Source organism: Microcoleus sp. PH2017_09_SFU_O_A, assembly GCF_020738625.1.
Taxonomy (GTDB): domain Bacteria; phylum Cyanobacteriota; class Cyanobacteriia; order Cyanobacteriales; family Microcoleaceae; genus Microcoleus.
Genome location: NZ_JAEQCF010000009.1, coordinates 15,922 through 40,129, shown reverse-complemented (window position 1 = coordinate 40,129; position 24,208 = coordinate 15,922). Strand labels below are relative to the sequence as shown.

At 45.4% G+C, this 24,208-nt stretch carries 17 protein-coding genes and 1 CRISPR repeat array; of the genes, 7 read left to right on the top strand and 10 right to left on the bottom strand.

Going from position 1 to position 24,208, the window contains the following annotated elements; genetic code table 11:
• Window positions 1–232: 232 nt before the first annotated feature.
• A complete protein-coding gene (locus tag JGK16_RS06175; protein ID WP_293189903.1) occupies window positions 233–1,105 on the bottom strand; it encodes an S-methyl-5'-thioadenosine phosphorylase in 873 nt (290 codons plus the stop codon).
• 207 nt (window positions 1,106–1,312) lie between these two features.
• Between JGK16_RS06175 and JGK16_RS06170 the strand changes: the two genes are divergently transcribed.
• Window positions 1,313–1,519 (top strand): hypothetical protein, encoded by a 207-nt coding sequence (locus JGK16_RS06170; protein ID WP_293149903.1) that lies wholly within the window; start codon window positions 1,313–1,315, stop codon window positions 1,517–1,519.
• Between the two features lie 549 nt (window positions 1,520–2,068).
• Here JGK16_RS06170 and JGK16_RS06165 read toward each other — a convergent pair.
• Window positions 2,069–2,902 carry a Tab2/Atab2 family RNA-binding protein gene (locus JGK16_RS06165; protein ID WP_293189901.1) on the bottom strand — a complete coding sequence of 278 codons (834 nt, stop codon included), beginning with the start codon at window positions 2,900–2,902 and terminating at the stop codon, window positions 2,069–2,071.
• A 104-nt stretch (window positions 2,903–3,006) separates the two neighbouring features.
• Window positions 3,007–5,326: direct repeats of the CRISPR family, unit length 37 nt; unit sequence GTTTCAATCCCTGATAGGGATTTATGGGTTTTCCGGC.
• 471 nt (window positions 5,327–5,797) lie between these two features.
• On the opposite strand from JGK16_RS06165, the gene JGK16_RS06160 reads away from it, so the two are divergent.
• Window positions 5,798–7,096: a valine--pyruvate transaminase gene (locus JGK16_RS06160; RefSeq protein WP_293189899.1), complete on the top strand. Its 1,299-nt coding sequence runs from the start codon at window positions 5,798–5,800 to the stop codon at window positions 7,094–7,096.
• Between the two features lie 582 nt (window positions 7,097–7,678).
• Window positions 7,679–8,239, top strand: coding sequence for a Uma2 family endonuclease (locus tag JGK16_RS06155; RefSeq protein ID WP_293189897.1), 561 nt, complete (start codon window positions 7,679–7,681; stop codon window positions 8,237–8,239).
• Window positions 8,240–8,417: 178 nt separating this feature from the next.
• Here the strand turns inward: JGK16_RS06155 and JGK16_RS06150 are convergent, their stop codons facing one another.
• The 5 genes from JGK16_RS06150 to JGK16_RS06130 form a co-directional block, all read right to left on the bottom strand.
• Complete coding sequence (locus JGK16_RS06150) at window positions 8,418–10,616, bottom strand: caspase family protein (RefSeq protein WP_293189895.1); 2,199 nt, start codon at window positions 10,614–10,616, stop codon at window positions 8,418–8,420.
• A gap of 526 nt (window positions 10,617–11,142) precedes the next feature.
• Complete coding sequence (gene sat / locus JGK16_RS06145) at window positions 11,143–12,324, bottom strand: sulfate adenylyltransferase (RefSeq protein ID WP_293189893.1); 1,182 nt, start codon at window positions 12,322–12,324, stop codon at window positions 11,143–11,145.
• Between the two features lie 544 nt (window positions 12,325–12,868).
• A complete protein-coding gene (locus JGK16_RS06140; protein WP_293189892.1) occupies window positions 12,869–13,951 on the bottom strand; it encodes a DUF6745 domain-containing protein in 1,083 nt (360 codons plus the stop codon).
• Between the two features lie 249 nt (window positions 13,952–14,200).
• On the bottom strand, window positions 14,201–14,728 hold the full coding sequence (locus tag JGK16_RS06135) for a hypothetical protein (protein ID WP_293189891.1): 528 nt from the start codon (window positions 14,726–14,728) through the stop codon (window positions 14,201–14,203).
• A gap of 768 nt (window positions 14,729–15,496) precedes the next feature.
• Window positions 15,497–16,969: a site-2 protease family protein gene (locus JGK16_RS06130; protein WP_293189890.1), complete on the bottom strand. Its 1,473-nt coding sequence runs from the start codon at window positions 16,967–16,969 to the stop codon at window positions 15,497–15,499.
• 30 nt (window positions 16,970–16,999) lie between these two features.
• Between JGK16_RS06130 and JGK16_RS06125 the strand changes: the two genes are divergently transcribed.
• The 3 genes from JGK16_RS06125 (at window position 17,000) to JGK16_RS06115 (ending at window position 19,099) form a co-directional block, all read left to right on the top strand.
• Window positions 17,000–17,719 carry an MBL fold metallo-hydrolase gene (locus JGK16_RS06125; protein WP_363319729.1) on the top strand — a complete coding sequence of 240 codons (720 nt, stop codon included), beginning with the start codon at window positions 17,000–17,002 and terminating at the stop codon, window positions 17,717–17,719.
• Between the two features lie 178 nt (window positions 17,720–17,897).
• On the top strand, window positions 17,898–18,458 hold the full coding sequence (locus tag JGK16_RS06120) for a sugar O-acetyltransferase (RefSeq protein WP_293178472.1): 561 nt from the start codon (window positions 17,898–17,900) through the stop codon (window positions 18,456–18,458).
• A gap of 176 nt (window positions 18,459–18,634) precedes the next feature.
• Window positions 18,635–19,099 (top strand): hypothetical protein, encoded by a 465-nt coding sequence (locus tag JGK16_RS06115; RefSeq protein WP_293178469.1) that lies wholly within the window; start codon window positions 18,635–18,637, stop codon window positions 19,097–19,099.
• Between the two features lie 238 nt (window positions 19,100–19,337).
• On the opposite strand, the gene JGK16_RS06110 is transcribed toward JGK16_RS06115, so the two are convergent.
• A complete protein-coding gene (locus tag JGK16_RS06110) occupies window positions 19,338–19,502 on the bottom strand; it encodes a hypothetical protein (protein ID WP_293178467.1) in 165 nt (54 codons plus the stop codon).
• 271 nt (window positions 19,503–19,773) lie between these two features.
• On the opposite strand from JGK16_RS06110, the gene JGK16_RS06105 reads away from it, so the two are divergent.
• Complete coding sequence (locus JGK16_RS06105; RefSeq protein WP_293202876.1) at window positions 19,774–22,170, top strand: cache domain-containing protein; 2,397 nt, start codon at window positions 19,774–19,776, stop codon at window positions 22,168–22,170.
• A 162-nt stretch (window positions 22,171–22,332) separates the two neighbouring features.
• On the opposite strand, the gene JGK16_RS06100 is transcribed toward JGK16_RS06105, so the two are convergent.
• Together JGK16_RS06100 and JGK16_RS06095 are read right to left on the bottom strand one after the other, a co-directional pair.
• Complete coding sequence (locus JGK16_RS06100; RefSeq protein ID WP_293189885.1) at window positions 22,333–22,611, bottom strand: hypothetical protein; 279 nt, start codon at window positions 22,609–22,611, stop codon at window positions 22,333–22,335.
• Between the two features lie 8 nt (window positions 22,612–22,619).
• Window positions 22,620–24,200, bottom strand: coding sequence for an SDR family NAD(P)-dependent oxidoreductase (locus tag JGK16_RS06095; protein WP_293189883.1), 1,581 nt, complete (start codon window positions 24,198–24,200; stop codon window positions 22,620–22,622).
• Window positions 24,201–24,208 lie beyond the last annotated feature (8 nt).

The window sequence follows — 24,208 nt, the reverse complement described above, 5'->3', positions numbered from 1 at the left end:
TGGGCATTGGGCATTGCCCCGCGCAGGGCATTGGGCATTGGGCATTGGGAAGAAGGCCTTCCCAGGGCCGAAAAGCATTGGCCTTCCCAGGGCATCGGCCTTCCCAGGGGATTGGGCATTAGGAATTTAGAAATTGGTAATTGTTAGCAATTAACTAATAACTAATAACTAATAACCGATGCCCGATGCCCGATGCCCGATGCCCCATGCCCGATGCCCTATTCCCTATCCCCTACAAATATTTCTGCAATAGCAAACCCATTTTCTCCTTGGTTGCGGGAGGTACTTTGTCCAGTGGAGTCAGAATTGCATATTTCAAAGCGGAATGTGCCTCAGAAACAGGGGGATTTTCGGTTAGCCTCCGCACAGTTTCTTGAATTACTTTTTGGGCATTTTCCGCATTGCGGTGCAAGTTGGCGATTACCATTTCTACTGTTACGCTGTCATGTTCTTCATGCCAGCAGTCGTAATCGGTAACTAATGCTAAAGTTGCGTAGGCAATCTCTGCTTCTCTGGCTAATTTTGCTTCGGGTAAATTAGTCATCCCGATGACTGTCGCATCCCAACTGCGGTAAAGATTTGATTCTGCTTTTGTGGAAAATGCGGGGCCTTCCATGCAGACGTAGGTGCCGCCGCGATGCAGGGAAACGTCGGCGAGGTTCAAGGATTCGATCGCGCTTACCAACACTTTAGCCAATTCGCCGCAAATCGGATCGCCGAAGGTGATGTGACCGACTATTCCTTCTCCGAAAAATGTAGAAGCTCGATTTTTTGTGCGATCGATAAACTGATCTGGCACTACCATATCTAAAGGTTTGGCCTCTGTTTTTAGGGAACCAACCGCCGACGCTGAGATTAAATACTCAACTCCCAAACTCTTCATGGCATAAATATTTGCCCGATAGGGGACTTCCGAGGGCAAATAAGTGTGATTGCGGCCGTGTCTGGCCAAAAATGCAACGGGCGTACCGTCTAAGGTTCCCACAATGGCTGCATCAGATGGCGCGCCAAAAGGTGTATCGATTTTTACCTCTTCAACATCCTTGAGGGCTTCCATTTTATACAAACCGCTGCCGCCGATAATGCCGATTTTTGCCTGTGCCATTTTACCCTCTGCCTCAGTTTTACAACATTGATTCTATCGAGCTATTGTTAAGTTTGCGTTAAAATAATTTAATTTTTATAGCGATTGCGATCGTTTATACACTGTTTTGTCACAAGATATGTATGATCTGAATCACAATGTATCTTTACAAAATCTTTAAAAATAAAGGTACAGGGTTCTGTTATCTATTTTCAGGGTGTTAAAAAAATGACAGTCAGTTCTGCTAGCGTACCTAAGATCGCGATCGAGGCGATCGTCCAACGAATCTTTGCTTTCCGCCAAATTACGCCTCTCGACAGGCGGCTGCTGAAGTCTGCAATGCTTTCGACAAACCGTCTCAACGAAAAGGATCGGTGTCAGATTAACCGAGTGCATCAGGGCATCCAAGATGGATTGATTCTGGTTGTGGAATAGATAGACTTTTAAAAAGGGTGCTTCAGTCTGTATCTGCTGGCAGTTATTTTCGGGAGATCATCTGATTTTGGCGATCGAATTTTGAAATCAAAAATAAGATAATTTCCGATAGTTTCATTTTTCCGCAGCTAGAAAGGGCGATCGTTTTGTTAAAGTTTTACTGGCTGCGGATGTCCAGGATTCGGCATTAACTATTGCGAGTTAAAATTTAGCAGCCAAAAGTGTTTGTAGGGTGTGTCGCTATGAATAATCCCTAAAAAAGATTCAAAATCTCGTAGCGACGCACCGACAAGATTTGAGGAAACAACCTCTGTTTTGCTCGGTACCACAAAATTTGGTGCTTAGCAAATTTTTTTCATGCTTGTAAGCTGTACCGCATTTAATACGATTTTTGGAAAAAGATTGCTACACAATAAATGTTTGGTTTGTTTATCAAAAATTTATTGTCAATATAAAAAGGTACGTTGTTGCGCTTCAGCGCTCTTTATCTATATATCTAAAGAGGGCTGAAGCCCAACAACGTACCTTAAAGATTTAGGATTGGTATTATTAATTAAAATTTAGCAGCCAAAACCCTGTATAAGTCATGCCGCTATCATCGGGCTGGACTAGGAGAAAATGCAATCCTTTACTCGATTGTTTGCGCTGTTGGTAAGTTTCGGCGGCGGCTTTTACTTCGCTATCTTCAAAGGTTGCGACAACCCATCGATCGGCTAACCCAGCTTCCAATATCAATCCGTCGGGAGCTCCGGCGATATAGTTCAAGGCGAAGGGTTTGGCTTCCTGAAGCCATCTAGCTAGGCGCATTGACTGTCGCCCGCCGTCAATTACAACTCCGGGTACGGGTACTGTTGAGGCTAAACCTAAGTTCAGGGGTAATAGGAATTCGGGCATTTCTAAGATGGGGATGGGACGCCCTTGGATGGCTTCTAGGATGTCGCCGGCGGGTAGGGATGCAAAACGCCAGGTATCGCCCCAGAGATTTTCGGGTAGGGGGATGGGTGGAGGAGTTTCTAGGTCGATCGCCCGATAAGCTTCATTAGTATAATTAGGCAGACTGGAATATTCTCGATCGCGTTGTTGCAGCAGGGTTTTGAGGGCGGCGGTGCGCCGAGTTGCTTCTACTTTGACGCCCAAAACTTTGCCCGCTGCTTCGATTAAACTGAGAGATTGAGGTCTAAATACTTGGATTGTGTCGGGCAATTTCTGGGTTTGAACTTGCTGGAATTGGGCGGCTAGCCAATGGGAGTTGGCTTCCGACTGGCGGCAAAGGGCGCTAAATTGAAATGTTTGTGCGGAGTCGCAGATGAGGAGTTCCCACAATGGTTTGCCGGTTTCGTCTCGGAGAGGGCGGCGGTAGAAATCGGCTTGCCAAATACGCATGGGAATTAAAAAATAAAGTCAACTTGACTCGATTATTTTAATCTGGTTTGGATTCGCGATCGGGATTTTGCGGTTTTCTCGCGGGGGCTTACGTTTTACCGCCGTTTCAAGCCCTAGACAGGGAAATATGGGTTTTCCGGCACTGGCGGTATTTTCGCCTGAATCTTACAAGGATCGTTTCAATCCCTGATAGGGATTTATGGGTTTTCCGGCTCAGAAGTCGCGGCCCCGGAATTCCTAGAAAGTGGCTACGTTTCAATCCCTGATAGGGATTTATGGGTTTTCCGGCTTGGAGTGCCTTTAATTTGTAAGAAGACTTATTATTCCAGTTTCAATCCCTGATAGGGATTTATGGGTTTTCCGGCTCGCGGCCCCGGAATTCCTAGAAAGTGGCTACGTTTCAATCCCTGATAGGGATTTATGGGTTTTCCGGCATGAATTCATTCTGCTTAATCGATCAGGCATTTATCAGTTTCAATCCCTGATAGGGATTTATGGGTTTTCCGGCGCCACTCCAATCAAATTCTTTGAGTGAATGAGTACGGTTTCAATCCCTGATAGGGATTTATGGGTTTTCCGGCATTAAAGCCTTTACAATTATTCTTTACAAGAAGCGCGTTTCAATCCCTGATAGGGATTTATGGGTTTTCCGGCTCACTAATTCTCTGGTTCGAGCATTGGTAGCCCGCAAAGAAGGTTTCAATCCCTGATAGGGATTTATGGGTTTTCCGGCGAAACAGATTTTTGAGATTTGGAAAAGGCTGCATGATGTTTCAATCCCTGATAGGGATTTATGGGTTTTCCGGCGGCAAAGGGTGTTTTTTATTGCCATCTTGTCTCCCGGTTTCAATCCCTGATAGGGATTTATGGGTTTTCCGGCGCGCTTTCACTCAAAATCCGCACCACGTCTGTCCACTCCGTTTCAATCCCTGATAGGGATTTATGGGTTTTCCGGCCTGCTGCCATTGCAGTAGTAGTTAAAGAAGAGTAGTTTCAATCCCTGATAGGGATTTATGGGTTTTCCGGCGCCCCAAAAAGGTGGCTAACTGGCGGCAGGTGTACCCAGTTTCAATCCCTGATAGGGATTTATGGGTTTTCCGGCTTTTAAATAGCGTCAAAGAAGAGATGAAAGAAATAGTTAGTTTCAATCCCTGATAGGGATTTATGGGTTTTCCGGCCAATTTGCTGGTTGAGGGCGTTTGAATTTGACGCTGTTTCAATCCCTGATAGGGATTTATGGGTTTTCCGGCAGAAATGCAAAATTTAGTAGGCATTGAAGGCGACTGTTTCAATCCCTGATAGGGATTTATGGGTTTTCCGGCGATTCGTCAAAGTGGTTGCAAAACTTGATTATTTTGTTTCAATCCCTGATAGGGATTTATGGGTTTTCCGGCTCGATATCGAGATAGCACTCGATCCGAGTTTGGAATTTGTTTCAATCCCTGATAGGGATTTATGGGTTTTCCGGCCAAAAAGCTGATACAAGTGTGAGTGGCGATCGCATGAGTTTCAATCCCTGATAGGGATTTATGGGTTTTCCGGCGCTGCCTTGCGGTTGGCGCTTGTGTCCGGCAGACCGTTTCAATCCCTGATAGGGATTTATGGGTTTTCCGGCCCATAATGATGAAAAAAGTTAAAGCCAAGGATAAGTTTCAATCCCTGATAGGGATTTATGGGTTTTCCGGCTTTTCAAGGAATCCCCCCGATTGAGCAAGAGGGCAATGTTTCAATCCCTGATAGGGATTTATGGGTTTTCCGGCGAGGCAATATTGATTCTTCCGAGGTTGCCCTGATTGTCAGTTTCAATCCCTGATAGGGATTTATGGGTTTTCCGGCGACAGTTGATACTGCATTCTAGAAGTAATTCGGAGTTTCAATCCCTGATAGGGATTTATGGGTTTTCCGGCCCTCGTGAATGAAATCGAGCTTCTTGTCGATTTGGTTTCAATCCCTGATAGGGATTTATGGGTTTTCCGGCGGAGAGTATCAAGTCATGAGTCCACTCAGCCATACCAAGTTTCAATCCCTGATAGGGATTTATGGGTTTTCCGGCTTGCTCGGCAAGAGATTTGTAGTAGGGGTGAGGTCTAAGTTTCAATCCCTGATAGGGATTTATGGGTTTTCCGGCCCGGTGCTGCCGAAGAGAAATCCTCTCGTTTTTGTAGTTTCAATCCCTGATAGGGATTTATGGGTTTTCCGGCGCGGACAATTCCAAAATCATCATGTACGTAAAAGTTTCAATCCCTGATAGGGATTTATGGGTTTTCCGGCCAAAGAGCCAAAATCGGATTGTGGAAATTACCCGTTTCAATCCCTGATAGGGATTTATGGGTTTTCCGGCGCACGGAGCACGGTTTGCAGCCTGTTCATTACTGGCGTGGTAGGTTGTTTCAATCCCTGATAGGGATTTATGGGTTTTCCGGCCGCCCGCTCCAGAAGCTTTGCTGTATTTGGTTTTCAAGGTGCAGTTCCGTGAATCTAAAACTAAAGTACCATTCTAGCCTTCGGCTTGTCAATCCCCAATTTTTCATACTCACTCCAAAACGTTATCCTGTAAAGCTTCCAGACTTTCCGTGAATCGTTTTTTCAGAAGAGGGGCATCAAATCCTTGCGGAACATGAGTTTGAGCAAAAAAATTTCATACCTCTATTTTAACACCTACCGGTTCACGGAAACTAAGCAAAAAATATTGTTCGATCGCCCGATCGAACCAAACCACGCCCTCAACCCTACCCAAAACCCATCAAAAACAGATGCTGCGATTGCTTTCATAAGAGATCGCTTACGCTAACGTTCCTCGCAATGACATAATACGCGATCGATACGTAAGTCTTGACCCGATCGCACAAAAGCTATCATAAATAAACCGTCAACCTCTATCATCCTCGCCGCATCATGAACCCTGCCCTCACACAATTTGGCACTCAAATGTCCCAACTCACAGGAGTTCGGGCAATTATGAAAGATATTATAGAAACACTCAGAGCCGGCCACGGGCAGGAATTTATCAACTTAAGCGCCGGAAATCCGGTGATTTTGCCGGAAGTCGAGCAATTGTGGCGCGATTGCACTGCGGAACTTTTAGCCAGCCCCGAATACGGCGAAGTCGTTTGTCGCTACGGTTCCAGCCAAGGTTATCAGCCCTTTATCGATGCAGTATTGGCCGACTTTAACCAACGTTACAATCTCAATTTGACCGATCGCAACATTTTAATTACTCCGGGAAGTCAATCAATCTACTTCTACGCAGCCAACGCTTTCGGAGGCTACACTGCACCAGTCGCCGACACTTCCGATCCCAAATCTCAAATCCGCAACCTAAAGTCGATCGTCCTTCCCCTCAGCCCAGACTACACCGGTTACGGCGGCGTCAGCCTAATTCCCGAAGCAGTCATCGCCTGCAAACCCACCCTAGATATTGATGCAGCCGCCCACCGATTCAAATACCGCCCGGATTTCAGCCAACTGTCGATCGATGAAACCAGCGGTTGCGTGATCTTTTCCCGTCCCTGCAACCCCACGGGAAACGTCCTCACCGACGACGAAGTGCAGAAAATCGCCGATTTAGCAGCCGCTTTCGACGTGCCGGTGTTAGTCGATTCCGCCTACGGGCCTCCCTTCCCGGCCTTGAACTTTACCGAAATGAAGCCGATTTTCGGCGGCAATATCGTCCACTGCATGAGTTTGTCAAAAGCCGGATTACCGGGTGAAAGAATCGGAATTGCGATCGGCGATGAAGGAATTATTCAAATATTAGAGTCTTTTCAGACCAATATGTGCATTCACTCGCCGAGATACGGACAGGCGATCGCAGCTAGGGCCATTGCTTCCGGCGCCCTAGCCGACATTTCCCTCAACGTAATTCGCCCGTACTATCAAAGCAAATTTGCAGTAGTTGAAAGCACGTTAGAACACGCAATGCCGAAGGATTTGCCATGGTTCTTGCACCGAGGTGAAGGAGCAATCTTTGCCTGGTTGTGGCTCAAAGATTTGCCAATGACTGATTGGGAAATGTATCAAGAATTGAAAAAAGTCGGCGTGATTGTGGTACCGGGAAGTTCTTTTTTCCCCGGTTTGCGGGAAGATTGGCAGCACAAACACGAGTGTTTGCGAATTAGTTTGACTGCGACAAATGATGAGATTGAAACTGCGATGAAACGTTTGGCTCAACTGGTAGAAAAAGTTTATCAATAGCAGTTGTCAGACAGATGAGGTACGTTGTTGGGCTTCAGCCCTCTTAGTTTAAGCGGTTATGTAAGCTGTCAGTCATATAGCGGTTCTCAGACAGATGAGGTATGTTGTTGGGCTTCAGCCCTCTTAGTTTAAGCGGTTATGTAAGCTGTCAATTATACCTCATCTTTTTGAGAAAGGCTATATCTTAATTTGTTATTAGATGACACGGCGGTTTTTACCGCCCGTCTTCTTTGTACTCGTTACTAGAACGAACCAGTTATAGCATTTATCAGAAAGATGATGAATGTAAATGGAGTTTTTGATGCCACCTCGCTTAGTATATAATCACTACTCTCAGAGGGCCCAAGCCCAACAACGTACCTTACTTTTTTGAGAACCGCTATATATCGTTTATGGTTGCATCGGAATGATTTAACCTTACTAGGGCGCAGAGGACACAGAGAGAGAATAGAGAGATTAATACAGGAGGATGAAGAGTGGATTTGATATTAAACCAGAAGCGCCTTCTTCCTTCTTCCTTCTTCCTTCCTTCTTCCTTCGATCGACTACAATTTAATAAATATAATTAGAGGCACGGTAGTTATGGCAGTGCAATTAATCAAAAGATTGCTCACCGTAGAAGAATATCATTTAATGGGTAAAGCTGGTATTTTTCCCCAGGGCGATCGCGTAGAATTGATCGAAGGAGAACTTGTACAAATGGCCGCCATTGGAACTCGCCACGCCGGATGTGTCAACCGCCTCAACAGACTCTCGGCTGCAATTCCCGAAACAAGAGCGATTATTGCTGTCCAAAATCCTGTTCAGTTGACCGATCGCACTGAACCTCAACCTGATGTAGTATTTCTACAACCCCGTGCTGATTACTATTCAACGGCACATCCTACACCATCACAAGTTTTGCTGTTGATAGAAGTATCTGATAGTACGGTGGATTACGATCGAGATGTGAAAGTTCCCATTTACGCGCGATCGCAAATTGCAGAGGTTTGGCTAGTAGATTTAGAAGCACAATGCTTAGAAGTATACCGCCAGCCAACACCCAACGGTTACAGTTTAATCCAAAAGTTTTGGCGCGGTCAACAAGTTTCGCCTCTAGCATTTCCTGATTGGGAAGTGAATATCGACTTCGTACTCGGATAGTTGCAGCAAGGGGAGCATCTCAGTTTTTCATTTATAGTGCGAGCGTCCTCGCTCGCGAGTATTATACACCTCGCGAGCGAGGACGCTCGCACTACAATAAAAAATATTTTTTGCAACAATGAGATGCTCCCGCAGCAAGCATTCCCAATTACCCATTCCCAATTACCCATTCCCAAAATTAAACTACCCGATAAACAAAACTTAAAGTCGCCCAAACATTCACATCCAAAGCCAAATCATCCGTCGATATCCCCAGTTTCTGCACGCCCGGAATACTAGCCACGTGCAAATCTTCCAACACAGCCCGCGCCACATTTAAAGGATTCAACAACATCACCGGCAAAGTATCCCTTGTTTGCTGCATTTCCGCTGCTATTGCAGCCAAAGTGCGATCGAACGAATTCTCACTAACTATAATCAAGGTTTCCGCCAAACCCACAGCCCCAGACACCGCCAAGCCCAAAGCCCCAGCCGCTGGCACGCTTAAATTATCCCCAGGGGCGATCGCCATTGACATCGCACCAGCATCACTTTCAGCCTGATAATTCATCGCCAACAACCGTCCAGCGGTATCCGAGGAAAACACCGCAGCATAAACCGGGCGATCGCTCTCGTTATATAATCTATATTGAATTCGGCTGCCGATCGGCAAACTTAGTATACCCAAGTTACTCGATTTCTCGCTTGGAGCGCTCAGGGGTTCCAACCGGTAATCACCACTCGCCCGCACCGACTCCCGCTGCACCATCACCCGGGCTTGCGGCGCTAGAGTTGCCAAAACCGCCCGCACCTTCAGCCGCGAAGATGTCTCATTGACAGTCAGCCGCAGCAACTTCCCCGCCTGTAAAGCTTTCAACTGCGGAATCAACCGCTGTACCGCCACCTTAACGGCTTCTCCCCCGTCGCCCTGAGTGTCGGGAATCAGCATTTGGCTGACAGAAAACAAACCGTAGCGGCCTTGATACAAAGCAGGCTCGTAAGCCGCAGGAGTCTGAGCGACAATGGTTTCAGAGACTCTCCCGAACCGAAAGTCAGCCGGTTGCTCGCTCCCTACGGCTGAAACTTGCGGTACAGTCGCGAAAGCACTGGTAGCATCCACCCGCTCGATTCGTTCCAAACCAGAGTCTAAAGCTACTGTCAAACCGATGTTTCGCGGCAATACCCGAATTTCTTCCCTCACCAAATCGCCGGCTGTTAATTGCCCTTTTGTACGATCGAGCTTATCTAAAATTTGAGCTTTTGCAGACAAACCGGTGCGCGATCGCAGCAACAGTCGTGAAGTATAGCTGCTATCCTCTAGGGAATCGCCCTCTTTTTCATCCACAGCAAACACCGAACCCCCGCAACAATCCAAAACCCCAGCCGACAACCCGCCCAGCCACAACTGCACAGTTTTGCCGCCATCTTCCACCGCCGTCACAGCCCCATCAGCAGCAGCGGAATTTAACATTAAACTTGTGGCAAAATTCAGCGCCGGTGCGGTTGTTAAATTGTCAGGGCGAATTTGCGGTTGCTGCGATAATCCCGCTATTTGCTCGACTGTGCCCGCCGCCCGACTAAAACTGACGCTGAAACTGCTAGCCGGAGTCGCTAACCACAGACTTTGGGTGAGGGCGTAGGTAAACAAACCCGCAGTAAATCCGTTCCATTCTTGTTCCCCGGCGATTTGGGAATTGGCGGCCGCACTCAGCAGGGCGATCGCAGAACGGTTGTTTTTGCCTGCCTGGAGACCTTCAACAAACGTTAATTCTGCGAGGCTTGGCTGCCCGATGGTGGGGCGCGGACGGGAACGGATGCGAAAGTTGCCATTTTTGAGGAAACCCGGGTAGGTGTGACTGGTGTCGAGGATGGCGATCGCATTTTCTGTGGCGAGCGATCGTACCAACTGCAACACCGTTTCCTCTAAAATATCGTTGACCGATCGATTTTCTAACAGCGGTACCACGTCATCAGCAGGTACTAAACTGTTTTGCATTTTTGCCGGAGAGTCTCCAAAACTAACTCGACTACCGCAGCCGCTAAAGTGAAAAACCACCACATCACCCGGTTTTGCTTGTTCCCTCAAATGAGTTACAAAAGCCGTCTCGATATTGTCCCTGGTAGCGCCAGCATCAGTCAAAGTCAGAATATCCGACGGCGCAAACCCAAACCGATATACCAGCAATTCCCGCTGCAATTCCACATCCGTCACACAGCCGTGTAGGGGCGAATCTGGATATTGGTCAACCCCCACCAACAAAGCCAATTTACGCGCTGTTGGCTGGGCTAAAGCTTCCAAGTAGCGCGATCCCAACCGCAACCATCCAGCCTCGCTGATTCCGATGGCGGCCAGCACCCGGCCAGCTTGCTGCAAAAATTCCCGCCGCTTGAGTCCCATTTTTAAAGAGTTTTGAATTTTATGTTTTGAATTTCAAGTTAAATACCCCTCTCTAATTTTAGGGGCTTTCATTAGATTGTGACTTATACCAATTCTGAAAACTTATACAACATTAGTAGGATGCGTCGCAAATCTCAAAACCCTGGAATCCAGTAGATGCTGACTGTTAATTCTTAAGATATAGCGGTTCTCAAAAAAGTGAGGTATGCCCTAATGCCCGGTTTTGCGGGTTTTGCCGGCGCAGGCCTATTCCCTATTCCCAGTCGTACCTCATATGAGATCTCGAAAGGCTATAACTTCGGGAGCATCTCATTTTTGTAAAAAGCATTTTTTTCTTATAGTGCTGTCCCCGCTCGCGTATCGTAATAATACGCGAGCGGGGACAGCACTATTAAATGCAAAACTGAGATGATCCCATAACTTCTAAGTTTTAACTTTTGAGTTTCAAGCTTAAATTTTACAATTTAAAACTCAAAACCCCCAACTCAAAACTATTCAGAATGCCACCAATACCAAAGTTCAAGACTTAAATCTCGTAACTAAAAATATTCATAGCCTTCGCCAATTCGGCGGCGACTTCGGGTCGAGAAAACTGCGGTGGTGGCAATTTTCCAGCGCGCAGCATCTCGCGCACTTTGGTTCCCGACAAATGCACCCGCTGTTCCGGAGTGCTGGGACTTGTTTTAGTTGTACCCATTTGTTCCGTCACCTTGCAATAGAAAGCGTGCTCGAATTTCATCGGCACAATTCCCAATTCAGAAGGCTCGAACTCGTCAAAAATGTGTTGGGCGTCGAAGGTGCCGTAATAATCGCCAACTCCAGCGTGATCGCGCCCGACAATAAAGTGAGTGCAGCCGTAGTTTTTGCGAATTAAAGCGTGAAAAATTGCTTCTCTGGGGCCGGCGTAGCGCATAGCCGCCGGATTAATTGCCAAGATTACGCGATCTTTTGGATAGTATTTATCTAGCAGGATTTCGTAGCAGCGCATCCGCACGTCAGCAGGGATATCATCATCTTTAGTTGTCCCGACTAACGGGTGCAAAAATAATCCGTCTACTGTTTCTAAGGCGCATTTTTGGATGTATTCGTGGGCCCGGTGGATGGGGTTTCGGGTTTGGAAACCGACTATGGTTTTCCATCCTTTTTCTTTGAACAGTATTCTCGATTTCGCCGGGTCAATTTGATATTGCGGAAACCGCGCATCTAGTTCGCGTTCCAGCAGCCAAACTTCGCCTGCGAGGTTCACTGACCCGGATTGGTCTACTACTTGAACGCCCGGGTGTTTGAGATCGTCGGTACGGTAGACGTTGAGGGCTTCTTCTTCTTTGCTGTAGCGGTATTTTTCTGCGAGTTCCAAGATACCGGCAAATTCGCCAGCCGGGGAGTCGAGGCGGACTAAGGTGCCTTCTGTGAGGGTGTCGGCGACTGCTTCGCTGACTGAAAGGGTGATGGGAATCGACCAGGGGAGGCCGTTGGAGAGGCGCATTTCTTTGACTACCGATCGATAATCAGCTTCTACCATGAACCCTTTGAGAGGACTGAAGGCGCCGATCGCGATCATTTGCAAGTCAGAGATCGATCGATCCGAAAGCTGGACTCGCGGCAGGGACTCTGCTTTGTCGAAAAATTCCTGTCTTTGGTCTAGTGTAGCAATGCGGTTGACCAGGATGCCGCCGTGAGGGGCAATGCGGTCTGAATGCTGGCTCATGTCTATTTGAAGTTGGTGGTTTTAGCTGCCAGAATACATAGTACCAAGCCCAGGCAGTAAATCTACATTATTTTTTAATTTTTCTGAAGTTTTGCAGAATGCTGATGAAGGCGGGGCTGCGATTCTTTAAGGAATGAGAATTAAATAACTTACAATTTTAATTAGACCTCTTGCAAAAATCCTTTTAAAAATTTTGGGACGGGCTAGAAGCCCATCCCACAAGAAAAAAGATTTTTGTGGGATGGGCTTCTAGCCCGTCCTAACTATTTTTGCAAGAGGTCTATTATTGTGGGATGGGCGTCCCGCCCGTCCCGAAAAGACGGGCGGGACGCCCATCCCACAAATATGTATAAGTTATTAACTTTTCGTTCCTAAACTCCAAACTCGCACTCCAAACACTCAACTTTTTTGTCCGATCGCGTGCGATCGATTACCATCATAAAAAAAGGTTTGTAGTAAGGTTTGTAGTGCGGACTTCAGTCCGCAAAATACCGCGGACTTCAGTCCGCACTACGAACGGCTGGTTAATCGATCGCACACAATATCACGTTTGCACTTGAAATTTTTCGGGTGCTATTCCCCAATTTACCCAGCTAATTGCTTCTTTAGCCGTTAGCACTTTTGGCGGCACTCGCAAAGCGTGAATGTGTCCCGTACTCGGACAAGTCATCTTCAACAAAAATATTGGCTCTATGTCAACATCATTCTCAATTTTCAACAAAGTATATTCTTGCCAAGTATCCAATTCTATTGCTTGCAATTCTTGACAAATTTTCGGATAGCCGATCGCCCCAATCAACACTCGCCGCACTTCCGCATTCTTTTCTCTTAGCAGCCATGAAGCCTCCCAAGACTCCGGCGCAACTTGACCGATGCTTTCGGGTAACAGCACGCCACGATAAGAGTATACTCTGAAGTTGTCAGCAAATTCGATGGCGGGCTGACATAAAGCGTGGAGCAAATATTCGCTGTCAAAATTAATTCTTCGCGGGCGATCGCACACAAAGCACTTTTTCTCAAACGGGTAAATCCAGCCGCAGTTTTCGACTAAGGCTTTAAAGGCTGAGTACAAAGAGCGATCGCACTCCAATCCTAACACCTCAATACAAAAATCTACCCAACTTCCGTGACAGGCCGAAAGTTCGGATAAGATCCAGTTATTATTATAGGTTATATTGACAAAAAATTGGTGAAATCTGCTGCCCAACTTCTTTGCTAATTTGGCATAAACTTCGTCTTTAACGTGAATTTGGAATTGACTTATCAGTTGAGCATATAGCGGGTTATAGAGTTGGCTGTAAATCTGATTTTCCAGTTTCCGGTCGAGTTGACTTCTTAATGTATCGTACAATTCATTATGAATTTTGTCTCGAATTTCGCTACCAGTTTCCAGACCCGAATCGCGTATCCTTAGCCGTTCAAGAGCTTCCAAAGCTATGTAAGGGCTGTCACAGAAAATAATTTCCGGTTCGCCCAAGCCGATGATGTTGTAGGCGGTGTTGATGGCGGCTGTCGCGATCGGGCGATCGAGTGGTGCGATCGACAGTCCAATTTGCCGCCACTTTTCGCGATAAATGGGAGTTAGCGCTGTTTGTTCGGGAGTTAGTGCGATCGTTGGTACTTTCATCTTGTTTTATTTTCGATTGAATAATTAATTTAGTGCGATCGTTAGGACTTGATTCCTCAAAAATAGAGAAGGACTGAAGTCCTCACTACAAACCTATTTTAGGATAGTAATTATAGCGGTTCTCAAAAAAGTGAGGTATGCCTGCGATGCCTATGCCCTATGCCCTATGCCCTATGCCCTATGCCCTATGCCCCATGCCCCATGCCCCATGCCCTATGCGTACCTCATGTTAGTGAGAAAGGCTATAGATTATTTGTATAAATTAACAATTTTTTGCAAAACCCCTAAAATCAGAGGAAGATTATCGAGATAATAAACATCATCATCAATAATTAAATTATTTCCTTTTAATTTAAGAAACCGCCAGACAACCCCCGAAGTTACACAGCCAAATACGGCAGGGATTGAGTTTTTTTGGCGTTCGTTAAATAGCTGAGCCGCCACCATTTGTGCAGCACACTGCGGCAGACAAGATTCTATTTCTCCGCCTTTTGTTTCTCTAAGTGCAAAAAATGGAACTTTAATTTCAAAATTCAACGGTGTCCCAGAAAGTAGAAAGTCGCATTCTCCATGCAATCCCTGAGAAACATCTACATCAAATGCCCAACCGGAAAAAACAGAAAATTGTCTGTGATTTTTTTCTCTAAATTCTAACAAAATAGGAGAAATAATCCGTTCCGAACGTTCTTTTGCTGTTGTTACAGCAGTGTTAGAACTAATTTCCAGAGCTCTCCAAAGCCATTGGGATGGTTCTAAAGGAATAATTTTGGCACTCAAAATTGGACTGAGTGACATCTCCAATCCAAACCGCTCTTTTAATTGTTGGAAAGTGAAGGTTCTGTAGGACATATTTATCAGATAACTCGTTCAACAGTTGACAGTTGACAGTTGACAGTTTGAGAGCGACCTCTAACTAGAAGGAAGAGGATTGGAGTAATGAATATTATGATTTTAATTTCTCTCTCAAAGGGAGAGGTTTTCAACCAATTCTTTATGGTGAAAATAAACATCACTTTGAGATAGAAATCGAGTTGAAAAATGATAAACTAGCTTAAATAGTAAGGGAGCATCTCATTTTTATAAAGAGCATTTTTTTATGTGAGTGATGTCCCCCATCGCACGGGTTAGACAAAGCCCGGGCGATCGGGGACAGCACTATAAAGACAAAACTGAGAGGCTCTCAATAGCAATCCTTAAGGAATTTGTGAACGTCTCTCTTTTTTCTATCTCGCGACGATAAGTAAATCCTAATTTTTTCTTCCTTCTTTTTATCCTGAGCGACTTGTCAGCCAGCGTAGCCGAAGCGAGCCTTCTTCTCTCTGGCATCTTTCCAGGAAGTATCGAGCGCGCAAAGCATTTGTAGTGCTTTTCTCAGCTCGCAAGTCATTGACAGTTGACAGTTGACAGTTGACCGACTGAATGCCTAATGACTAATGCCCTAATGCCCAATCCCTCCGCTTCGCTTCGCCCAATCCCTCCGCTTCGCTTCGCCCAATGCCCAATGATTAATGACAAAAAAGAGATGCTCCCTCTTCTCTCTTCCTTCTAAACATTTAACCACTGAAGGAGTATCTTGGGCGCTGGCAACAAAATAATTAACAAAAGCCCGATCGCCAGCAACCCCAAAAAATCTCGCCTATCGTCCAATTCGCTGACATCATTCAACGCAGGTTCGTCGTTGAGAGGCGTCAAAAACAAAATAATTGCCCACAACAGCAAACCTTGTTCCAAAAAAGAAAGCAGCAGCATACAAATTCTGGCAAATTGCCCGATCGCCATACTAGCCCGCTGGCCAAACATCGCGTGTACAATATGCCCGCCGTCGAGTTGTCCCACAGGCATCAAATTAAATGCAGTCACGATCAAACCCAAATAGCCCGCCACCGCTACCGGATGCAAATTAATCGCAGTTTCCGCATTGAAAGCGCCGCCCAAGGTTAACTTGCTCAACAAAGTCATCAGCAGCGAAAATTTCGGACTAAAAGAGTCAAAATTTAACATTCCCGACTTGTCAGACAGCGGTACAATTGTCGAATGATCCAAACCCCAAATCAACAACGGCACTGTCGCGACCAAACCCGCCAGCGGGCCGGCAATACTGACATCAAATAAAGCTCGGCGGTTGGGAATTGGACTCCGCATTTGAATGAATGCACCAAAAGTTCCCAAGAAAAAAGGAACCGGAATAAAATAAGGCAAAGTCGTGCGAATTTTGTAGAATCTGGCAGCTAAATAGTGACCGGATTCGTGAATTCCCAAAATTGTAATGAGAGCCAAGGAATAAGGCAAACCCTGAAGCAACACATACGGGTTGGACTGCAAAATTTTTTCAGTGACTCCGGCAATTTGCGAGCCGACAATTGTAGTCGTAAACACCGTAATCAGCACCAAAGCTAATGCAAAAAATGGCCTGGTTACAGATTCAGTTTTGACCGAAGTTTCCCCGGATTGGTGGCTGGGATTGGGAACTATCGCAAAAAAAGGTTGACCACTCAAGCTATTTTGAAAGATGACTAAAAAGCGATCGCCAAAATGCTTCTGGACATTCTCCCGAATCGCCTGATAAGCCGCCTCCGGGTTCGTACGCAACTGTCCCCGACAAATGACAGCCTGCGCGCGAAATTCTAAATCTTGCAAAAAGTAAATTGACCAAGGAAAACAATCGCGCAAGCTCGCTTCTTCCTCGGAATCGATCGGGCGCAGGGGCGGTTTGGGCTCTGTCGGTTCACTTCCAGAGCCTGCTATCTGCTCAGCCGTGGAGGCGGTAATTTGCTTGCGCCCCAACTGTACCAAAAACCAGTACAAAAAAGGGCAAACCAGAAAAGGTATAATTACCAACTCGGGCGGTACTTTTTTGCTCGCGCCGTTAACTAAAAGCCAACCGCTCCAAATCAGCGCCGGCGCCATCATTACCAGCCACAGCAGCCATACCGGAGTTCGCGTGATGCGGCTGGTGCTGCTCTGCAACAAGTAGTAAGAGATCAACCCCAATACAAGCAACCATAGTAAAAAAAACATAATATTTATTCCATGCCTCTCAATATATCCTTGAAACAACAGAGTTCAGTCTCCAAACAGCCCAGGCTCGTGCTGGAAAATATCTTTGCTTTCCCACCTAACCGGGATACGCTGGGTGCGACAGCTTATTTCATTGTAGAAAACGAATCGAACATCCTGGTAGATTGTCCCGCTTGGGATGAGATTAACCTAGCCTTTTTGCGGGAAAACGGTGGCGTGCGGCTGCTGTTTCTCACCCACCGCGGCGCGATCGCCAAGGCGCGGGAGATTCAGGAAGCCACGGGCTGCGATATCCTGATTCAAGAGCAGGAAGCTTATTTGCTCCCAGGATTGCAACTGACGGTTTTTGAGCGAGAATTTGCTGTGAGCGATCGCATAAAAGCATTGTGGACTCCCGGCCACTCTCCTGGTTCATCTTGCCTTTATGATACTGGCAGCGGTGGAGTGTTGTTTACCGGCAGACACTTGCTCCCCAATCGAGAAGGCGCCCCGGTACCGCAGAGAACGCCAAAAACTTTTCACTGGCCGAGGCAAATTAACAGCGTGCAGTCAATTATCGATCGATTTTCGCCTTCGACTCTTCAATATATCTGCCCCGCTGCGAATACTGGTTTTTTGCGGGGAAAAGGATCGATCGATCGAGCTTTTGAGCAATTAACTAATCTGGATTTAACAGTTTGTTTGCAGAATCAAGAACACCGGGCGGTTGAAACCGCGTCTATACAAGCAAAACCCGCCTCCGCGGGTTGAAGAAGACGGCGGTTTCAACCGCCGTCTTATCAATCGCGTATTGGGTTGAAATTACCTTATTTTCTTCAGTCCACGGAGGTGGACATTGTTTCTGTAGACGCGGTTTCAACCGCCGTTTTATGTTATTCCGCCGATTATTACCGCCGATTATTAGGGCCGATTATTACCGCCGATTCTTATGGAAAAAACCGAAAAACAAAAAATGCTCGCCGGCGAATTGTATCTAGCTGCGGATGAACAATTAATTGCCGATCGCCAGCGAGCCCGCCGCCTCGCCAGAATCTACAATTCTACCCGCGAAGACGAACCTGAGAAACGGTTAGAAATCCTTGGCGAATTGTTCGGTGCAATCGGCCCCAAAATTGAAATCGAGCCGCCTTTTTACTGCGACTTCGGCAGCAATATTTATGCGGGAAACGGATTGTACATGAATTTTGGCTGCGTGATTCTCGACTGCAATCGAGTTAACATCGGCGAAAATTTGCTGTGCGGCCCCAACGTGCAAATTTACACTGCTTTTCATCCCACCGATCCGGAAATCCGACTTTCTGGCCGAGATCTCGCCTCTGAAATTAATATTGGTAATAATGTTTGGATTGGCGGCGGAAGTATTATTTGCCCGGGAGTCACTATTGGCGACAATAGCACGATCGGCGCAGGCAGTGTTGTTGTCAAAGATATTCCCGCCAACGTCGTGGCGGCGGGAAATCCTTGCCGAATCATCCGGCAGTTGCCTTGATGTGGTACGATCGACTAACTGGCGCGATCGGCTTTTTGGAGCTTTAAACAAAAATTTTAGAGACTAGAACCGCCAGTTTGAGATTTTTCAGGTAAAATCCCCCGAAAAAATCTCCGGCAAAAATCTCAAATCGCTTAATTTCTCCCTCCCGGTTTCTCCACTACCAACCTTTTCTTATGACGACTGCAACAGTTTATCCCAGCGCACCCGAACTCGGCACCGACGACTACATAGTAGTGGGTTTAGCCACCTGCTTCATCAAAGAAGAAGGCGAAGTTCATCAAGTAAAAGTAATCGAACCTATCCCCTCAGCAGCTTTGCAAGCAATTGTCAAGGGAATTCCCACATCTTATGAAATGGCTTGGGGGACGACTTTAGGCTCGATACTCGACGGCGAATCACCCAAAAGGCTGCCGGAATTCCCCGCCGAAGCTCAGTTTAGCGAAGAATTTGGCTTTCGGGCGATCGCCGCAGCCCGCACTTACAAAATCCGCCCCGAGGCTCAAGTTCACATTCCCTTAGGAACAGTTCGCAACGACTTTACCTATTCCTTAGAACGCAAAAGAGTGCTGAACACCGAGCGCGTCATTCGCACTGAAGACAATGTGAAACAGCACGAACACACTCACAAGGTTCTATAAATAAATCGCCAAACAGCAGCTATTTAGCACCGCAAAAAGTTTTGAGATTTGAATTAAAGATTTAACAACAAATTTTTCGTTCAACAATAACTCAAAACTTTTAATATTTTATGATTGCGGCAACGCCATACATATCAATGTAGGGTGCAGTCCGCACCTTATCTAATTGCACAAAAGCAATATATTTCAACATTACCAAACCAGTCAATCCACCTAATTAAACATAAAATATCCGTGGCTAACAAAGCTGGCTGTGTATTCCCTCTCTCTTCTTCCTTCTTGTTCCCTCTTCCTTTTTTTGACGCTCGCGAATCCGAATGGCATCTGCCTTCTTGCCTCTCTCTTCTTCCTTCTGACTGATGAAAACTGTCAACTGTCCCAGATTTACTCTTTTTTTCAACATCGGGTGCTTGTGGGCTATCTTGCCCAATTGACATAAATTATTAATAGCAGTTAACAAAACTATGAAAAATTTGAATAATTAAATTGTTGAATAAATATTGTAGTTTCTCAAAAATATGGTAGAATCTGATTCCAGTCAGACAAGGTGAGCGGGCCGGCGGGAAAAAATTCAAAAATCCCCGCAATTATTGCTAGTAGTTTCAGACTGCTGACAGGCGGGCAAGTTCATCGCTGGTGAGCTGAGAATTTCAATCTCACAAATTGGTCAAACCATGGGAAGCTTTGCGAAAGTGAAGTGGTGGAAATTAACTCAACTATTGCCAGCGAGATTTAAGGGCGAATACGATCTGCGCTACAAAATCGCGTTGTTAATTTTGGGCGTAACAATTATGGCAGCTAGCATCGCTGGTTGTATCAGCTATCAAAGGGTTCGCCGCTTGATTGTCAACAATTTAGAGCGAAATGTTTTGTTAGAAGTTAAGGAGCGCGGTAATAAGATCGATCGCTGGATCGGCACGAGAAAGACTGAGCTCGAAACCCTTGCTAACACTCCTCCGGTGCGATCGATGAATTGGTCTGTGGCAGGGCCTTATTTAAAATCCGAAGTAAATCGACTGCAAGACTTCAAGCATTTCGCATTAATCGAACCAGATGGTTCTTATTATACCACAAAAGTTGGCAGAGCTTTGATTAACGTTAGCGATCGCCAACACTTCAAAAAGGCAATGGCTGGGCAAGTATATGTTTCAGATCCTACCATTTCTCGCACGCTCAAAAAACAAAGTATTGTTCCCATTTCGGCTCCGGTGTGGTCAAATTCTCAGGAGAATCAACCAAAAAAGGCGATCGGAGTAATGAACGGTGTCATTACTATCGACAGAATTGGGGAAGTAGCGGGAAAGCTGGAATATGAGGCAGGAAGTTACGCTTTTGTACTCAATTCTCAAGGAGTGCCGATTGTCCATCCCGACACTCGGTTAATGGGAAATATTGACAAAGCTGCTCCCAGTCTTTTAGAGTCCGCAGATCCTAATTTGGCGAATGTAGTCCGGGAGATGGTTTATCAAAAAACGGGCATTGTACTGACTCAAATCAACGACGCCAGAGTTTATGTTGCCTATCTTCCTTTAGAACAAGCTGAATGGTCGATCGCCCTAGTAATTCCCAGCGACAATCTCGAAAAAGAACTGTTCGCCTTAAATAGATTAGCAGCAGCAGCCACCGGACTGTTCGCCGCAGCTATTTTCGCGGTAATTGTGGCACTGAAACTGTTTTCCCAAAAGTGCATTCGCACTCGCGCAGAAGCCCTTCTCCACCGATTGACCGGCCGCATTCGCGCTTCCTTGGAGCTCGATCGCATCCTGCAAACTACAGTAGACGAACTCGGTACCTTGCTAAAGCTCGATCGGGCAATTTTCGGCTGGTACGACCCGCGACAAGATACTGTAGAATTTTGCTGGGAATATTGCCGGGAAGGTTTACCGGGGCGCTTGGGAATCTTCGGCGCCCAAACAGGGCCCTCTGGAGATTTAGCTGCACGGCTGCATCGGTGCGAAACGATACTTCTCAAGAAAACCTCCGCCCCCGATGCCACAGACTCTCAGGAAGCAGTGCATCTCGAACTCACAGACAGCCACTACGCAGCAGTACCCGTACTGACTCAGACTAATCGGCTGGGATATCTGTTCGCTTGTGCGAATCGGCGGTTTGCGACTCCCGACGAAGTGGAAGTTTTGGAGGCAATTGCAGACTCACTGGCGATCGCAATTTCCCAATCCCAACTCCACGGGCAAATTCAAGAAGAACTCAAACTTTTAGAAGAAGTATTAGCACAACTCAGAAGAACCGAAGAGCATTTAGTACAAAGCGAAAAAATGACAATTGTCGGTCAACTCGCCACCGGAATTGCCCAGGAAATTAACAACCCAATTAACTTTATTTACGGCCGTCTGATTCACGTCAACGATTATCTCAATAATTTGCTGAAGATACTTCGCCTCTACCGCGAACAATATCCCACACCTGTGCCGCGAATTGCCCAAGAAATAGAGAGCTTCGACCTAGATTTTATCAGCGAAGACTTGCCACAAATTCTCAACTCTCTGAAAATAGGAACCGATCGCATACGCCAGAGCATCCTGGCTTTGCGGAACATTTCACTTCCAGATGAACCCAACAAAGAACGCGCCAACCTTCACGAAAGCATCGACAATATTCTACTGTTGCTCGCTCACCGACTGGAGAAAAAAATATTAGTAATCAAGGAGTACAGCAACCTACCACCAATTTTGTGTTATCCCGGTCAACTGAGCCAAGTATTCGCTAATATCCTCAGCAAGGCGATTGATGCTGTTAACAGGATTGACAAATTCGATCAAACTATTACAATTAAAACAGATATTGTCGAGCATTCAACAGGCAGATTTATTGCAGTATCGATCGCCCACAACGGTTCCCGAATTCCGCCGGAAATTCAACAGAGAGTATTTGACCCATTTTACCATACTAAATCATTAAAAAATTTTACAGGATTGGGGCTGTCGGTTTGCTATAAAATTATTGTAGAGTTGCATGGCGGGCGCATGACAGTTCAATCTCCAGTTCAATCTCAAATTCAATCTCCAACTGAAGGCGGTGCTGAGTTTATAATAGAATTGCCGATATTTTGAGCGGGTATTCCGCAGCCTAGGAAACCCGCCACAAATCTTGTCGCTCACCACAAAAAGCTTCATATCGGTTAGTAGTGAGGACTTTAGTCCGCATTCATGAAGGACTGAAGTCCTCACTACAAACCTAATTCTAAATTCTTCACCAAACTTGATATGATAGGATTAGGGGAATAATAAAGGAGCAGCCACAGCAAACAACCAACCTCCCATCACCAAAACTTCTACAACAATTAATACGATATTTCTGTTCATTTTTTCATTAAGAGCGATCGGACTATTATTCTTGTTACCATTTTTTACGGATTGGTTATTGAAAAAAGTCTTCTTCACATTTCTAGTCAGAGCAACTTCTGCTTCAGCTTCTGCACTAATTGGCTGACATTCTTCACTTTCACCACAAAGAAGAAAGAAATAAGAAATAAATAAAATTTTAATCCCCAATCCCCAACTTACCTAGAATTCAGAGTGACAGGTTCCTGATAATTAGAAGTGTAACCTGGTAAAACTTTTATACTCGGTTGGGCGACCCGCAATGTTAAAGAAAGACGAACTTTGCCACTTCTATTATAAATCGAACGATGTACAAGTTGATCGGTAAATAAAATAAACTCACCGGGTTTTAAAACTACCGGAATCGCCTTCTCTTCAACTTCATTGGGAACTCGAAAAAAATGATTCCCACTAAAGAAATCGGTAATTTTGACTTGACATTTTTTGAGGTCACTTTTCGAGATATATTCAAACCCGTTTGTCTCCGTTACTTCTGTTAAACCAATATAAATATTAATTGTTTTTCCCTCCCCAGTCAGTAAATTAGGATAAATATCTCGATGCCAAAAAGGAATTAATTGACGCGAGGGATAATTGACCCATAATTCTGACCGCCATAATTGTAAATTGTCTCCTAAATAAGCTGTCAGTATTTTCAATAAATTATCATCTTGACACAGGTGCAACACCGCAGCCGAATCTAAATGTCTTTCCATATAGAATTGGCCTTTGTAACATTGAACCAGCAGTAACATAATTGAACCAAATTGGCACCTCAAAAGGGCTTTTAATGCCTGAGTCAATAAAACTTTAACGGGCGGTTTTGGTAAAACTTCCTTAAAGATACGATCGCAAATAGTCGCGAGTTCATCCTGATTCAACTTGAGATCGTAAGGCCCCCATATCCCATCAGTAGCATCATAATTATTTCTTTGTTTCTGGACGGATTGATTGCAGCCAGTCCATAATAAACTTTTTTCCCATAACTGTTGGCATAAATCATTATTTTGTGCTAATACAGGTAATGTTATTTCTTGTCCTGTTCGACCTAAAAATTTACCTGCGATCAACTCAAATTCTGGAGAATTTGCACATAAGAGACTGCTATAAGCTCCGTTTTCTGGACTAATTCCTAAACCGAGATATTTGCTCAAACGATGACCGATGGTAATATTAGATTGGACAAAACCTGGATGAACTGCGTTAACTGTGACATTGGTTAATTTTTGGGCAAGTTGTCTGGTTAAGAGCAACAGGCAAAGTTTTGACTGGTTATATGATTCGATAAAATTTAAGGGTGTTTTTTTGACAAATAAATCCCAGTTAATTTGAGTTGGTTTTAATGCTAAATCTGAGGAGACGAAAATCACGCGACTTGAGGGAAAATCTGGTATTTTAGATAATAATAAATAAGTCAGAAGAAAATGACCTAAATAATTTGTTCCCCAAATCAACTCAAATCCTTCTTGAGTCATGCCTCTGGCATCGAATATTCCGGCATTATTGACGAGGATATGTAAGGGCAAATTTCGGTCTTGAAATAGCTTGACACAGTGACGCACTGACTCTAAGGAGGCGAGATTTAAGGGTAAATATTCTATATTGGGATTTCCAGTGGTTTCACGGATGTAGGCGATCGCGCTTTTAGCTTTTTCTTGGGAACGACAAGCAATAAAGACATGATGTCCTAATTTAGCTAAACCTAAAGATGTCATTAAACCCACACCGGAATTACCACCTGTAACGAGACAAACTTGCATAAATTAAT